This window comes from Sinorhizobium sp. NFACC03, from assembly GCF_900103435.1.
Taxonomy (GTDB): Bacteria; Pseudomonadota; Alphaproteobacteria; order Rhizobiales; family Rhizobiaceae; genus Ensifer.
In genome coordinates this window covers 32,241-47,304 of record NZ_FMXF01000043.1, presented here as the reverse complement: position 1 = coordinate 47,304, position 15,064 = coordinate 32,241, and the positions used below count along the sequence as shown (strand labels likewise).

14 protein-coding genes are annotated in these 15,064 nt (G+C 62.0%); 5 read left to right on the top strand and 9 right to left on the bottom strand.

Features of this window, described 5'->3' with window-relative positions:
- Nucleotides 1–515, bottom strand: a 515-nt coding sequence (locus BLU35_RS31590) for an electron transfer flavoprotein subunit beta/FixA family protein (protein WP_093236072.1), incomplete at its 3' end; no start/stop codon positions are given.
- A gap of 22 nt (nucleotides 516–537) precedes the next feature.
- Complete coding sequence (locus tag BLU35_RS31585; RefSeq protein WP_093236071.1) at nucleotides 538–2,979, bottom strand: GcvT family protein; 2,442 nt, start codon at nucleotides 2,977–2,979, stop codon at nucleotides 538–540.
- A 93-nt stretch (nucleotides 2,980–3,072) separates the two neighbouring features.
- On the opposite strand from BLU35_RS31585, the gene BLU35_RS31580 reads away from it, so the two are divergent.
- Nucleotides 3,073–3,996, top strand: a complete 924-nt coding sequence (locus tag BLU35_RS31580; RefSeq protein WP_093236070.1) for a LysR substrate-binding domain-containing protein — start codon at nucleotides 3,073–3,075, stop codon at nucleotides 3,994–3,996.
- 6 nt (nucleotides 3,997–4,002) lie between these two features.
- On the opposite strand, the gene BLU35_RS31575 is transcribed toward BLU35_RS31580, so the two are convergent.
- The 7 genes from BLU35_RS31575 to BLU35_RS31545 form a co-directional block, all read right to left on the bottom strand.
- Nucleotides 4,003–5,286: an NAD(P)/FAD-dependent oxidoreductase gene (locus BLU35_RS31575; protein WP_093236069.1), complete on the bottom strand. Its 1,284-nt coding sequence runs from the start codon at nucleotides 5,284–5,286 to the stop codon at nucleotides 4,003–4,005.
- A gap of 92 nt (nucleotides 5,287–5,378) precedes the next feature.
- Complete coding sequence (locus BLU35_RS31570) at nucleotides 5,379–6,062, bottom strand: aspartate/glutamate racemase family protein (protein WP_286161685.1); 684 nt, start codon at nucleotides 6,060–6,062, stop codon at nucleotides 5,379–5,381.
- A gap of 65 nt (nucleotides 6,063–6,127) precedes the next feature.
- Nucleotides 6,128–6,967, bottom strand: coding sequence for a substrate-binding periplasmic protein (locus BLU35_RS31565; protein ID WP_093236068.1), 840 nt, complete (start codon nucleotides 6,965–6,967; stop codon nucleotides 6,128–6,130).
- A gap of 23 nt (nucleotides 6,968–6,990) precedes the next feature.
- Nucleotides 6,991–7,653: an amino acid ABC transporter permease gene (locus BLU35_RS31560; protein WP_093236067.1), complete on the bottom strand. Its 663-nt coding sequence runs from the start codon at nucleotides 7,651–7,653 to the stop codon at nucleotides 6,991–6,993.
- Entirely contained in the window at nucleotides 7,653–8,297 is a 645-nt protein-coding gene (locus BLU35_RS31555; RefSeq protein ID WP_093236066.1) for an amino acid ABC transporter permease, read from the bottom strand. Before BLU35_RS31555 ends, BLU35_RS31560 begins: the two co-directional genes overlap by 1 nt.
- The gene (locus BLU35_RS31550; protein ID WP_093236077.1) at nucleotides 8,294–9,058 is read right to left on the bottom strand and encodes an amino acid ABC transporter ATP-binding protein; all 765 of its coding nucleotides are present in this window, start codon (nucleotides 9,056–9,058) and stop codon (nucleotides 8,294–8,296) included. The genes BLU35_RS31555 and BLU35_RS31550 overlap by 4 nt, the downstream gene beginning before the upstream one ends.
- Before the next feature lie 601 nt (nucleotides 9,059–9,659).
- Nucleotides 9,660–10,553 (bottom strand): GNAT family N-acetyltransferase, encoded by an 894-nt coding sequence (locus tag BLU35_RS31545; protein WP_093236065.1) that lies wholly within the window; start codon nucleotides 10,551–10,553, stop codon nucleotides 9,660–9,662.
- Nucleotides 10,554–10,797: 244 nt separating this feature from the next.
- Here BLU35_RS31545 and argE point away from each other — a divergent pair, with 244 nt between their 5' ends.
- The 4 genes from argE (at nucleotide 10,798) to BLU35_RS31520 (ending at nucleotide 15,061) form a co-directional block, all read left to right on the top strand.
- Entirely contained in the window at nucleotides 10,798–11,922 is a 1,125-nt protein-coding gene (argE, locus tag BLU35_RS31540) for an acetylornithine deacetylase (RefSeq protein WP_093236064.1), read from the top strand.
- Between the two features lie 22 nt (nucleotides 11,923–11,944).
- The gene (locus BLU35_RS31535; RefSeq protein WP_093236063.1) at nucleotides 11,945–12,868 is read left to right on the top strand and encodes a 2-hydroxyacid dehydrogenase; all 924 of its coding nucleotides are present in this window, start codon (nucleotides 11,945–11,947) and stop codon (nucleotides 12,866–12,868) included.
- A gap of 26 nt (nucleotides 12,869–12,894) precedes the next feature.
- Entirely contained in the window at nucleotides 12,895–13,248 is a 354-nt protein-coding gene (locus BLU35_RS31530) for a cupin domain-containing protein (protein ID WP_093236062.1), read from the top strand.
- A 349-nt stretch (nucleotides 13,249–13,597) separates the two neighbouring features.
- Complete coding sequence (locus BLU35_RS31520; RefSeq protein WP_093236061.1) at nucleotides 13,598–15,061, top strand: aldehyde dehydrogenase family protein; 1,464 nt, start codon at nucleotides 13,598–13,600, stop codon at nucleotides 15,059–15,061.
- Nucleotides 15,062–15,064 lie beyond the last annotated feature (3 nt).

Below are 15,064 nucleotides of genomic sequence, written 5' to 3'. Positions count from 1 at the left end.
TCGATGGTCTGCAGGCCGCCGTCGACTTCGCGCGTCACCCTTGCTGTGCCCTCTGGTGCCGTGCCGTCGCCGATCTCGACCTTGGAGGCAAAGGTCCCTTGCGCCCAGCCGAGCAGGGCCGACAGCATCTGGCCGGTCTGGTTCGAGTCATCATCGATCGCCTGCTTGCCGACGATGATCAGGCCCGGCTGTTCGGCGTCTGCAACGCCCTTGACGATCTTGGCCACAGTGAGCGGCTCGACCTGGTCTTCGGTCTCAACCAGGATGGCGCGGTCAGCGCCCATGGCAAGTGCGGTGCGCAGCGTCTCTTCGGCCTTGGCCGGACCAACGGAAACGACGACGACTTCCTCCGCCTTGCCGGCTTCCTTCAGCCTGAGCGCTTCTTCGACCGAGATTTCGTCGAACGGGTTCATCGACATCTTCACGTTCGCAAGCTCAACGCCCGAACCGTCTGCCTTCACGCGGATCTTGACGTTGTAGTCAACCACCCGCTTTACAGGGACCAAGATCTTCATGGTTCAGCTCCTCATCAATTCGTTACATGCGCCCACGTAGGGCTTCGGGATCGTACGGCGATTCAGCGATCACCCGCGCCTTGCACCGCTCGCCGAGGATCGGAACCTCCAGCTCCGTTCCGGGCGTGCCGAGTTCGACCGGCAGCAACGCGAAAGCAATGTCGTGGCCGAGGGTGTAGGCATAGCTGCCGGAGGTGATACGCCCGACGAGCTTGCCTTCATGATAAACGCCCTCATGGATCAGCGAGCTTGCACCCTCCGTGTCGATGGCGATCGTCACCGAACGGTTCTTGACACCACCCTGCTGCTGGCGCACCAGCGCCGCCTTTCCAATGAAGTCGCCCTTGTCGAGCCGGATGAAGCGGTCGAGGCTGCTTTCCCACGCCGTCAGTTCCGGGTTCATGTCGCGATACATCGCGCGGTAGGACTTTTCGAGGCGCAGCGATTCCAGCGCGTGATAGCCGACAAGGCGCAGGCCGTGCGGCTCGCCCGCCGCAAGGATCGCCTGCAGCAGCTGCCGCTGATAGGGCAGCGGATGATAGAGTTCCCAGCCAAGCTCGCCTTCGTAGTTGACGCGCAGCATCCGCACGTCGGTCGCTAGGCCCACCGTGCCTGACTTCACGCCGAACCACGGGAACGCCTCGTTGGAAAGATCCGTCTCCGTGAGGCCCTGCAGCACCTCGCGGGCCTTCGGGCCGACGACGGTGAAGCAGCCGCGTTCGTTGGTGACGTTGCGCAACTGCACGCCGCCGTCCTTCGGCAGGAGCTTCGACAGATCGTCGAAATTCCAGCGTTCGGCGCGCGGCGTCGAGATCAAGTAGAAGCTGCCGTCCTCAAGGCGCGCCACTACATATTCGGCCTGCACGCCGCCGGTTTTCGTCAGGTGATGGCTGAGATTGACACGGCCGGCCTTCGGCAGCCGATTCGCAAAGATGCCGTCGAGCCAGGCTTCCGCACCGGGGCCGGACACTTCAAACTTCGTCATCGGCGTCATCTCGACGAGGCCGACGGCGGTTCGCACCGCCTTTACTTCTTCGGCGATGTAATGGCCCTTCTGCGTCCAGCGCCAGCTGTACTGATCTTTGGCCTCCACGCCTTCCGGCGCAAACCAGTTCGGTACTTCCCAACCGTTCAGAACGCCCCAAACGGCGCCGCGCTGCGACAGGATATCGTAGGACGGGGCGGTCTTCTGCGGGCGGGCGGCGGGCATGTCCTGACCGGGATAATGAAGTTCCGCATGGGTGCCCCAGCTTTCCCTGACTTTCTGACGCGTCCATTCCTTGTTGGCATAGTTACCGAAGCGGCGCGGATCGAGTTCGGACGTATCAAGGCTGTTGGCACCTTCGACGATGCGCTCGGAAAGATAGAAGCCGATCGCTCCGCCCCACAGGATGCCGCCCGGAACACCTTCAGCGATCCAGACATTCTCCAGCCCCCAGGCGGGACCAACGAGCGGTAACTCATCCGCCGTCATCTGGAACGGGCCTCGAACGTTGGCCTTGATGCCGACGCGCCCCAAGGCCGGAACCATCTCCATCGCGGCTTCCCAATTCCACGCCACTGCATCAAAATCCTCTTCTACCAGATCGGCGCCAAACCATTCCGGCACGCCGTTTTCGGCAAAGAGCTTAAGATGCTCGGTCTTTTCATAAGGGCCGAACATCAGACCATCGCCTTCTTCACGCAGATAGCCTTCAAAACCCTCATCGCGCAGGATCGGCATTTCGGGCAAACCCTGGCGCTTGCGCTCCACGATCTCTGGTACAGCGTCGGTGATCCAATACTGATGCAGGATGGGGATGGCGGGGATTTCCAGACCGAGCATCGCGCCGGTTTGGCGAGCATAGTTGCCAGTCGCGGAGATGATATGCTCGCAGATGATCTCGCCGTTGTTGGTGATGATCTTCCATTCGCCGCTGGCAAGGCGCTCGAAGCCTTTCACCTCGGTGTTGAGGTAAATCTTCGCGCCGCGGTCGCGGGCACCCTTGGCCATGGCCTGCGTGACGTCGGCAGGGGCGATGTGGCCGTCATCGGGGTGGTAGAGAGCCGCGAGCATGTCCTTGTTGTTTTCGAGAAGCGGCCAGAGGTCACGTGCTTCCTGTGGAGTCACCAGCTCGGCACGGATCCCCTGCACCGCTGCGACGCCCATGTAGCTCTTGTATTCGTCGAGGCGATCACGCGTATTCGCTATTCGCAGTTGGCCACATTTGTGCCAGCCGACATGTTGGCCGGTTTCCTCTTCGAGACCTTCATAAATCTCGATCGTCTTGGCGATCATGCGACCGATGTTGATGCTGCGCGCATAGGAGGGGATAAGGCCGGCAGCGTGCCATGTGGATCCCGCCGTCAGTTGGGTGCGCTCGAGCAACGCGACGTCAGTCCAGCCCCGCTTGGTAAGACCGTAGAGAATGGCGGCGCCGACGCAACCGCCGCCGATGACTACGGCGCGAGCATGTGTTTGCATGGAGAGGTTCCCTCAATTGGTTTGACCCACCGTACAAAGGTCCCATGCAACTGTAATCTTGCTAAAAATTGTCGAGGGGCATAACTTCAAATTATGCACCGACTCCGCTCTCTCATCCCCTCCGCCAACTACCTGTTCTGCTTCGAGGCTGCTGCCCGCAGGCGCAGCTTCACAGCCGCTGCCCAGGAGCTGAACGTTAGCCAGCCTGCGGTAAGCAAGACGATCCGGCTGCTGGAGGAGGCAACGGGCCTGAAACTTTTCCGCCGCGATCATACGCGACTTGAGCTGACAGCGGATGGCCAGCGCCTCTACAAGGAAACGCAGGAGGCGTTCGATCATCTGCACATGGTCATATCTTCACTGCAAAAAAAGCACTCTAGCGACGTGGTGCGGGTATCGTTCTCGGCTTCCTTCGTGCAGCTCTGGCTGCTGCCACGGCTGAGAGATTTCAAGGCCAAGCATCCGGATGTGTCGCTGCGCATCGAGGAAAGCAGCCGCGACGACCAGGACCTGGTCGAGGAGGATATCGACCTCTCGGCTCGCCTCGGTAACGGCAAATGGCCGGGCATCCATTCCTGGCATTTCGTGACGGAAGAGGTTTTGCCGGTGTGCAGCCCGGATTACCTTAAGGAAAACGGCCCGATCAAAGAGCCAGCCGATTTGCTGCAGCACACATTGCTGAATTTTGAGGAACGGCACCGAACGCGTCTTGCCTGGCGCGAATGGCTGGAGCGTCATTCGGTTCCCGTCGCGCGGCTGAAGCAGGATTTCGTTTTTACCGACGCGCTCGGCTCGATCGAGGCCGCAGTGCGCGGCCAGGGCGTTGCACTCGGCTGGAAGCATCTTGTGCACGAACATCTACTGGCCGGCCGACTGGTCGCCCCATTGAAGGAAACCTATCAGTCAGGTCAATCGGTACACATCATCATGCCGGCGCAGCGTCTGCCGAAGCGGGGCGCGGAACTGTTCCGTGACTGGCTGATGGAGCAGAATGCGGATGCAAGCATCCCGATCTGATTGCCGCTAAAACCGCTCGCTGGCAAAGTGCGCAATCTGCGCCCCAGCCTCGTAGTAGAGTTCCTTGACCGGTCGGAAGGCCGGAGCCTTCGGATCTGTTAGCGGCAGCGGCAGGTCCGCCTCACCGAGGTCACCGAGCACAAGCTGTGCCAGCGTTCGGCCGAAAACCGTGCCGGGTGCGATGCCTCGGCCATTGTAGCCCGAGAAGCCCACAACATTCTTGGCAAATCGATGAAAGCGCGGCAGGGCATTGTCCGTCATGCCGATCTGGCCAAACCACTCGCATTCGAATTGAACAGGCCCGAGCGCCGGGTAAAGGCGCTTCAACGCCCGCTTCGCCCAGGCGACATGCACGGCTCGGCCAGTATTGCGTAGCGCGCCGACGCTGCCAAAGACAAGCCGGCCGGCCCGATCCATGCGGAAGGACGAGAGGATTTCCTTGGTATCCCAGACCCCCTCGCGTCCCGGCAGGATCAGGGAACGGATCTCGTCCGGCAAAGGGTGCGTCGCAAGATTGAAATAAGGCAGATGAACCTGCTCCTGCCGCACCCTTTCCCAAGGCCCCGTGCTGTAGGCGTCGGTCGACACGATGACCCAGGACGCCGTGACGGAACCGGCATCTGTCCGCACGGTCCATGCGGAACCGGAACGAGTATAGCCCGTCACCCGAGATCCGGTATGGATGGTCGCGCCCGCCGCAAGGGCCGCCCTCGCCAGACCGCGCACATAGGCAAGGGGCTGCAGGGTACCAGCGCGCATATCCAAAAGAGAACCGGCATAGGCACTGGTTCCCACCCGTTTTGCCGTCTCGGCCGCATCGAGCAGCGTCACAGGTGCGCCGCGCCGGCGCCACTGGCCTGCTCGATCGGTGATTTCCTTCAGGCCGGCCTCGCCGACGGCGCAATGCAATGTGCCGTTGCGCTCCAGCTCGCAAGCAATGCTATGCCGTTCGATCAGCTCCATGACGAGCCTCGGCGCGTTGCCGAGCATTTCGAGCAGACGCTCGCCATGGATCTCGCCCAGTTCGCCGGGAAGATCATCTGGCATCACCCACATACCGGCATTGATGAGTCCGACATTGCGGCCGGCTCCGCCAAAGCCGAGTTCGGCGCCCTCGAGCACAATGACGCGCCGTCCGGCTTCCGCGAGATGGAGGGCTGCGGAAATACCCGTGAAGCCGCCGCCAATGATCACGATATCGACGCGACTGTCACCCCTCAGCGCGACCGTTGCCGGTGCGGCTGGCGCCGTCTTTTCCCAAAGTCCGTGGGAGCGTGGATCGTTGAGCATTCTCGCATTCCTTTCAGCGCGCCCGTTCGCTCAAGCCGCCTGATTACATGTTGCCGATATAAGGCCGGCGTGTGGTGCTCTGCTGCACGTAATTAATCATCGTTATGAAATCGAAGACCGGCCGCAGTGGCGGCCTGCACCGCGTGAGCATAAGGCGGCAGATCGCTGCATTCGAGCAGGATCGATTTGACATCCGGGTTGTTGGCCACGAGCTGTCGCGCGACCTCGGTCACTTCCCCCTCGATCGCGGCGGAATCGAGTGTGCCGCGTTCTTCGAGGATTGCCTCACGAAATTCCGTCTGACCTTCCATGCCGGCAACCGCCAATGGAACATGATGACCGACATTGCAGGCCGCAAAATGACGCGTGGTCAGCCGCGAGGCATTGGCGGTGATCACACCAACCCGGCCACCGCAGAGTGCATGCATGAAGGGTATCTGCATCAGACTGGAAAGGAAGACCGGTATATCGACTGCTGCCGCCACCTCTTCCTGAAAATAGGCCATGAAACCGCAGGCTCCGGTGATGGCCTTGACACCGCGGTTCTGCAACTCGATGGCCGCCTCGACAAAGACCTCCTTCAACGCCGGATCGCGCTGATTGAGCAGCCGGTCGATCGACGCGCCGCGTACTTCCTGAAAGCGCACGGGGTAGTCATAGGTCGTTGCGTTGCCGACATTTCCAGGCACGCAAGGATAGGCTGCATCGAGGATCAGAATGCCGATCTGCTCGCCGTACCATGACTGCGTTTTGCGCGTGACCGTATAGACAGTCATCCTTGTTGTCTCCGATTTCCATTTCAGGGGTTGTGCGGGGGAGCACCCTCCCCCGCGATAGCCGTTTACTCGACGAGGCGCGGTGCGCCGGTGTCTGCCGCAGTGCCGTCGAGACCGTACGACTTGAGGACGGTGACAATCGTGCCGTCAGCCTGCATCTCAGCGATCCCCGCATCGAGGGCGACGCCTAGTTCCTTGGCGTTAAAGGAATAGGGGAAGGCCGCCTGGGCTGCTTCCTTGGTTGCCTTCACTCGATCATCGGGTGCCGCGACATTGACCTTGATGTCGCCGAGCGCGCCCTTCTGCGCGGCAACCACGCCGGTCGAATAACCGTCGACGGCGACATCGATACGGCCGGACTTCAGGTCCTGCTGCATGTTGACCGAATTCGGGTAGAGCTTGAGGGAGCCACCAAGCAGGGTCTTGAGGTCGGCGACCCAGAGATAACCCTGCACCGTGCCGACCTGCTTGCCTTCGAGATCGGAGACGTTCTTGAAGTCTTCCTTGGAATAGATGCCCATCTGGTCGGTGTAGAGCGGTGCGGAAAGGCTCATGACCTTCGCGCGCTCCGCCGTGCGATACCAATCGCCGGTCGTGATATCGGCCTGGCCCGAGAGCACATACTGGATGGCTGCTGCCGGATCGACGGCGACTGCCTTGACTTTCAGGCATTCACGCTTGGCAAATTCCGCAGCAATGTCGCCGTCGATGCCTTTCATGTTGCCGCTGTCATCGATGAAGGAATGCGGCGCATAGGTCGTGACGGCAACCGTCAGCGTGCCGGCCTCGACCGTGGCGAACCGGTGTTTGGGCGTGCAATCTTGCGCGGCAGCAAGCGGCGCCGAGATCAGGAACCCGGCAATGCCGGCAACAAGAATCTGCGTGATGGTGGTCATGCTGGTCATGCAGGCATCCTTTCAACTGAGGTTCAACGGTGGGCGTAAAGGCTCGCACGCTTCTCGACATGATTGACGAGGAGGGCAGCGGGGATGGAGATGCTGGCGTAGAGCGCGCCAGCCGAAAGCAGCGCCGGGAAATAACGGAAGGTTGTGGAGCCAATTTCGTAGGCATGGCTCACCAGCTCAGGCAGCGCGATGGTGAAGCAGAGCGACGTTCCCTGGAAAATCAGGATCGAGAAGCCGAGCAGTGCCGGAAGAGCGACACGCAGGCCCTGCGGCAGGAGCACGTAACGCAGCTCGTCAAGCCGGTTGAGGCCAAGGGCGACTGCAGCCTCCCGCTGACCGTGGGCGACCGATTGCAGGCTGGCGCGGATGATCTCGCTGGTGTAGGCGCCGGTGTTCCAGGCAAGCGCGATCACCGCGGCGGCATAGGAGCCAAGCGTCAATCCTGTTGTCGGCAGGCCGAAATAGATGAACTGCAGGAGCACCAGTGCGGGCGCGCCACGGCCGATCTCAACCAGGAAGAGGCTGAGGCCTTTCACCGCCCGGCTCTTTGCGAGAACGCCGAGCGCCAGAACGAGACCGAAGGGAATGCCGATCAGAAGGCTCACCGCCGTCACCTGCAGGCTGATCGACAGCCCGCTAAGGAGATCCGGCAGCCAGGCGGAGATTTCGTCGTAAGTCGGAAACATCAGCGCGCCACCCTTGCCTGGAGATAACTATCGGCGATGCGTGAGAGCCAGGCGATCGGCAGGCTCAACAGCACGTAGAAGAGGCCGACCAGCGCGAACACTTCGAGGCCGCGATAGGTCAGTTGCGAGAGCTGGTTGCCCTGATAGGCAAGCTCTGAGACGCCTATGGCCGAGGCGACCGCCGTCTCCTTCATAAGGCCGATGAGGTAGCTCGCCGCCGACGGCAGCGCGACGCGGAAGGCCTGCGGCGCGATGATGTCGCGGAAGACCGACCAACGGCCAAGATCAAGGGCCTTGGACGCCTCCCACTGGCCATGATGGATGGAGGCAACAGCACCGCGATAGATCTCCGCCATGTTCGCAGCTGCGATCAGCCCAAGGCCCATGAGAGCGGCGTTAAAAGGGCTGATCGGCATGAAGCCCATGCCGAGACCAAAGAAGATGATGAAGAGCCAGAGGATGGGCGGGATGGCGCGCACGATCTGGATGACGACCATGGCGATAAAGCGCAACGGCAGAAGCCCGCTCTGGCGCGCCGCGAGCAATGGAACGCCAAGCACAGCGCCGATGAGGAACGCCCCTGACGTCACTGCGATCGTCCAGCTCAATCCGCGCAGGAGGGACAAAAGGTCCGCCATACTCATCGGTCGTGCACCGCGCGGAGGAAGCGCTTGGTCCGTTCCTGTTGCGGATTGCGCATGACCTCCTTCGACGGCCCTTTCTCGACGATATGGCCATCGGCCATGATCATGACGGTGTCGGAAACATTTTCGGCGAAACCCATCTCGTGGGTAACGACGATCATGGTCATCCCGCTTTCGGCAAGCTCGCGCATGACGGCGAGAACCTCGAGGCCGAGTTCCGGATCGAGGGCCGACGTCGGCTCGTCGAACAGCATGATTTCCGGATCGATCGCGAGCGAACGGGCAATGGCAATGCGTTGCTGCTGGCCGCCGGAGCACCGTACGGGGAACTGCGCTGCCTTGTCGGCAAGGCCGACGCGCCTCAGGAGCTGCATGGAGCGCTCGTCGGCTTCCTTGCGGCTGCGGCCAAGCACGCGCTCCTGGGCGAGGCTGACATTGCGTAACACCGACATGTGCGGAAAGAGATTGAAGGATTGGAAGACCATGCCGACGCGCCGGCGAAGACCGGAAAGCTCCGCCCGCGCCACAGGCCCTGTCGCGTCGATCGTAGTCGCACCGATCGTTATGGTGCCGCCATCCGGCGGCTCGAGATAGTTTATGCAGCGCAGAAGCGTGCTCTTGCCCGAGCCGCTCGGCCCGATGATGGCGAGAACCTCACCCGAACGCACCTCAAGATCGATACCATCGAGAACGGTGTGACTTCCGTAGTGCTTGCTCAGGGACGAGAGACGAATGAGCACGTTGTCCGACGTCGTCGTCATCGCAGGTTGCGCCCCGCCCAATCGAACGAGCGGTCGATCTTCGCCTCCGACGTAAAGGATGGCACCGTCCATATCATCATGTTCCCCATGCAACAGCAGTCCACCCGCCGCTTTCGCGGGCTGTTCGTCGCTTGGACCGCTTTCGTGTGAGTTAGCCGTCGGAGTTTCCGAATTCCGGCCGTGTTCCCGTTGTTATTCAGGGAATGTTAGCATTCTGGCGCGCTGTGAGCAGGGCGAAAAAATTGCCATCCTGCCAAACCTGAGGTTATGCATATGACGAAAGGAAAGGGCGACGGAATGCTGGATCCGCCGCCCTTGTGGACAACAAACGTGCCGGTGCTGCCATCTGCCGCCGACGTTACCCAGGTGCTCGCGATCCCCTGATGCTGACGCAGGGACTTCAGCGTGCCATCAGCGCCGTCGGCCGCTAATTGCCCCAAAAGCGAACTTCGCGCGCCTGCGTTCCCAATCGAGGAAACGGCATTTTGCCTCAGTCAGTCATGTGGCGTTAGACATTCCAAGCCCGGTATTCGCGCGCCGCCTACTAATGCAAGACAGGCTTGCAGCAATCGCCAGATTCCGCCCCCACCATCGCCGCAAGTCAGCCCAGCGCGTGGCTTGCCAGCCCGTAGAGGTTCGGTCCAGGTACTACGACCGCTGCGCATTTACCCCGCCGGGACATTGCGAGCACTGTGTCGAAGACGGTCAGGCCGGATTGCGAGAGGAATGTGGCGAAAGTGCCGGTCTCGACTGGTGTGTCGAGGCGCAGAAATTGATTTTCGTGGGCGGAGACATGTTGCCGTATCACTGCCACGGCGTCCGCATCAGTGTCTGCCACGACCGGGCCAATGACATGTCCCCTGCCAAAAGGACGGCAAAGCGCGAAAGCGCACAGCCGACCGCCGCGAACCAAGCCGTAGCCTATGGATTGAGCAAAGAGCTTGCCGATCAGCGCCGCCCTCGAAACACCGAATGCCCCTGCATCCAACTCGATCACCGCGGCAAGGTCCTCCCCTTCCAGTCGCCGGACTATCGGCTGCTCCGTTGCCGTAACAAAGTCGGTCGACCGGCGGGCAATGCCCTGGCATTGGTATATGGTCCGTATAGGCTCAAAACCGAGCGAATGGTAAAGGCGGCGGGAGGCCCTCGTCGCATTGAGCCTTAGATCGCGTCCCCGGCAATCCGAAAGCACGTGGTCCATGAGCCACCGCCCAGCGCCGTTTGTCTGCAGCCGCGGCGAAGTAATCACCATGCCTATGGTGGCGAAATCATCACCGTGCGGAAACCACATGGCCGAACCTGTCAGCCTGCCGATTTCATCAAGCGCGACATAGCCGCGGCCGACCTCGCGCAGGAGCTGCAAGTCCTCGGCGCGAAGCGGCCATCCGACGGAAACCGACAGGGCGTGCAGTTGCTCGAGATCGGCGCTTTCGATCCCGGCTATGCGCATTTCGAAACTGTCAATGACTTTGGATTCGGATGTCGGTGAGTCCACTCCTTGCCTCCCGTCCCTGCCGGCGTCTTGTCTCGTCCCGCTTTCCAACCGGCCCGCGGCCAAAACCTTTACCCGTTAGACTAGGACGGTGCGCTCGATACAATTCACTTGAGAGGCCGTCTGACGCAACACAATCCTCCAAATCCGACGCGCTTTCGGCATGTAAAGCCTGGATAGGCTTCTAAAGTACTGGGCATGATCGACGGCGCCGACCCCAGCGAACCGGGATGCTGTGAGGACAAGAATGCAGGCAGTGGAAATCCTCGAAAAGCTCGTCGGCTTCCCCTCCGTCGTCAGCACCCCCAATACTGACATCGTTGCCTGGATCCGCGGCTATCTGCAAAACCACGGCATCGCCGTCACCCTGCTTCCCGGCCCGGAGGGCGATCGGTCTAACCTGTTCGCCACGATCGGTCCGAAAGAGGTGCCGGGCTATATTCTTTCGGGTCACATGGACGTCGTTCCGGCGGCCGAAAGCGGCTGGACGGGCGACCCCTTTCGTCTGCGTCAAGAGGCGGGCCGACTCTATGGGCGGGGCGCCACCGACATGAAGGGCTTCTTGGCCGCCGCCCTCGCCGTCGCGCCAAAGCTCGCCGAGATGCACCTGCGCCGGCCGCTGCACCTCGCCTTCTCCTATGACGAGGAGGCGGGCTGCCGCGGCGTGCCACACATGATCGCGCGCCTACCGGAACTCTGCGCGGCGCCGCTAGGCGCGATCATCGGCGAGCCGAGCAGCTTGCACGCGATCCGCGCCCACAAGGGCAAGGCCGCCGCCAGATTTACGGTCAAGGGTCGTTCCGGCCATTCGTCGAGGCCCGACATGGGACTGAATGCTATCCATGCCATTACGAGCGTCTTCGCACGGGCGGTCGCCGAAGCCGACCGACTGGCCCGTGGTCCTTTCGAGCATGTTTTCGAGCCGCCCTACTCCTCTCTGCAGATCGGCACGGTGAAGGGCGGCCAGGCGGTCAACATCATCCCGGACACCTGCGAGGCCGAGTTCGAGGCACGGGCGATTTCCGGCGTCGATCCGGCGGAACTGCTCGCGCCGATGCGAGAGGCGGCCGAGGCGCTGTCGGAACGTGGCTTCGAAGTGGAATGGCAGGAACTGAGCTCCTATCCGGCACTTTCGCTCGGCCCCGATGCGCCGCTTGCGCGGCTGCTGGAAGAATTGACCGGTCTCGAGTCTCTCCCGGCCGTCAGCTACGGCACCGAGGCGGGACTTTTCCAGCGGGCTGGCATCGACGCGATCATCTGCGGCCCCGGCGAGATCGACCGCGCCCACAAGCCCGACGAATTCATCCTCGTTGATGAGCTCCTGGCCTGCCAGGCGATGATCGAGCGGCTCGGCGAATGTTGTCGCGCCTGAGGCATCAAGAAGGAGACCCGCGATGACCTTCCTCTTCAATTCCGACGCAAAACGCGGTGCGATTTTCGCCGAAGCTTTTTCGCGTGAGCTTCCGGACGTTCCTTTCGCCACGGATGCGGCGGCGGTCGATCCGGATGCGGTGCGCTACCTGATCACCTGGACGGTTCCCGAAGATCTCTCGCGCTATCGCAACCTTGAAATCCTCTTCTCGATCGGCGCCGGCGTCGACCAGTTCCGCATCGAGGCCGTGCCGCCGCATGTGAAGGTCGTGCGCATGATCGAGGACGGCATCGTCCGGATGATGCAGGAATATGTGACACTTGCCGTGCTCGCGCTCCATCGCAACCTGCCGGCCTATCTGGACCAGCAGCGCAACGAATATTGGCGGGCCATTTCACCGGTTCAGGCTGCGGAACGCCGCATCGGCGTACTCGGCCTCGGCATGCTCGGCACCGCGGTGCTCGAACGATTGAAGCCCTTCGGCTTTCCGCTATCCGGCTGGAGCCGCAGCGCGCGCCAACTCGAGGGTGTCAGATGCCTGCATGGTGCTGACGGTCTCGACAGTCTGCTGGGCTATACCGACATCCTCATGTGTCTCCTGCCTTTAACCGACGTGACGCGCGGCTTTCTCAATGCCGCCCTCTTCGCCAAGCTCCCGGCCGGCGCGGCACTTGTTCATGTCGGCCGCGGGCCGCAGCTCGATCATAAAGCGTTGATCGGGGCGCTCGATAGCGGCCATCTCTCCGGTGCTGTCATCGACGTCACCGATCCCGATCCGCTGCCAGCGGGTCATCCCTTCTGGAGACACCCGAAAATCCTGCTGACGCCGCACATAGCAAGCGTCACCCAACCGGAAACAGCCGCCGGGGCCGTGATCGAGAACATCAAGCGTCATCGGGCCGGACTTGATCCCATCGGGCTCATCGATCGCCGCCGCGGCTATTAAGCTCACAATCCTAGGAAAGGAAACTCATGTCCCTCTTGAAGAACATCGACACCAATCCCTCTTTCCCGCCGCGCGAGTCCGGTCCGCTTCCAGAACGCCTGATCTCCGGCAGTCCCTCCTTCAAGACCTGGGCTCAAGACGTCGCACGGGGAGAGATGATCCATACAGGCGTCTGGGAGGCAACCCCCGGAGAGACGCGCTCGATTAAGGGCGAGACATTCGAATTCTGCCATATCCTCTCCGGTGTCGTCGAACTCACGCCGGAAGGTGGCGGGCCGGTCGTCTACAAAGCCGGTGACAGCTTCGTCATGAAGCCGGGGTTTGTCGGTGTCTGGAAGACGATCGAGACCGTACGTAAGATCTACGTGACGGTCATGTAGTGTCCGCCGCGCGATCCGATCGAGGCCCTTGATACAGGCCTATCGGCCACGGATCGCGCTCGAACTGGTTTCGGCGAAAACTTGCCGGCAACCGGCATCCTCGCCCACCACGGCACGCTCGCGGCTTTCTGGCGTGTCGTCGCTGCTCCAGCCTGGCAATCGCTTTCTCGTGCCCCTGTCGGATTGCCGGCGCATCGCCGATACGTCACCGACCGGCCCATCTCAGCCTCCGAAGATTTCGCTGTTCCGTCACCGAAAACGTAATTTTCCACCGTCGCCGCATCGCCACTCGATGCATGCTGCTCGCGTTCTTCCGGTAGCCTCGCATGAGCTTATCCGAGGACCCGCTATGACTCTCAGCTTTGATCCCGACACTCTTCCCCTGCCCGTCGGGCACTTCATCGGCGACCGGCTGATCCCTGCCGAGGGCGTTATCGACATGCATCGTCCCTCCGACGGCAAGGCCTATGCCGGCTGCCCTCTTGCAGACGAAGCTCTCGTCGACCGCGCCGTCGAAACCGCCAAGAATGCCCTGAAGGCGAGCAACTGGGGCGGCGTGCGTCCGCGCGAGCGCACAGTCGTGCTGCAGCGCTGGGCCGACCTGATCGAAAGGGAGGCGGAAACCCTCGCCAAGCTCGAGGCGCTTTCCTCGACCCGCCCGGTCGGACACCTCATCGCCGGCGATATCGCCGTCAGCGCCGAGCAGATCCGCTTTTTTGCGGAATTCGCCGACAAGGAAGGCAGCGACCTCGTGCCGACTGACGACAACAATCTCGGCATGATCATGACCGAGCCCTATGGCGTCGTCGGCGCCATCACGCCGTGGAATTTCCCCGTTTCGATGGCCGCCTGGAAGCTCGGCCCTGCACTTGCCGCCGGCAATGCCGTCGTCTTGAAGCCCTCCGAAATGACGCCGTTTTCGACCGTCTACCTTGCCGAGCTTGCAATCCGCGCTGGCCTGCCGGCCGGCCTCATTAATATCGTGCTGGGCGACGGTCCGGTGACCGGCACTGCCCTCACCGGCCATTCGGACATCGCCAAGGTAAGCTTCACCGGCTCGACCGGCGCCGGCTCCGCCATCATGGCCAACGTCGCTCGCACCGGGGTCAAGCCGATGACGCTGGAGCTCGGCGGCAAGAGCCCTCAACTGGTCTTTGCAGACGCCGATCTCGACAAAGCGGCCGCGGCAATCGCCCAGAGCGTGATGTCTAACGCTGGCCAAGCCTGCATCGCCGGCTCCCGCCTGATCGTGGAGGAAAGCGTTGCTGCGCCGCTGGCCGAGGCGATCGTCACGCGCATGAAGGCGGCAAAGCCGGGTCCGACCTGGGATGAGGCGAGCGAGTACTCGCCGATCATCTCGAAGCGCCAGTTGAACCGCATCCACGGCATCGTCGAGGCTGCCGTTGCGGCGGGCGGCGAATGCCTGTTCGGGGGCGCCCCAATGGATGCGGGGGGCTATTTCTATCAGCCGACGTTGATGACCGTGCGCGACAGCTCCTCGCCAGCGATCACCGAAGAAATCTTCGGTCCGGTCTTGACCATGCAGACCTTCGCCGACGAAGAGGAGGCACTGGCTCTCGCCGACCACCCGACCTACGGCCTGGCCGCTGGCCTCTTCACCCGCGACCTGTCTCGCGCCCTACGGCTGACGCGGCGACTCCAGGCAGGCACGGTCTGGGTCAACCGGTACAATCGCTCACGCGACCACATCCTGCCAACCGGCGGCTACAAGCGCTCCGGCATCGGCAAGGACCTCGGACGCGAGGCCTATCACGCCAACCGCAAGAGCAAGAGCGTGCTCATCAGCCTATAGGGA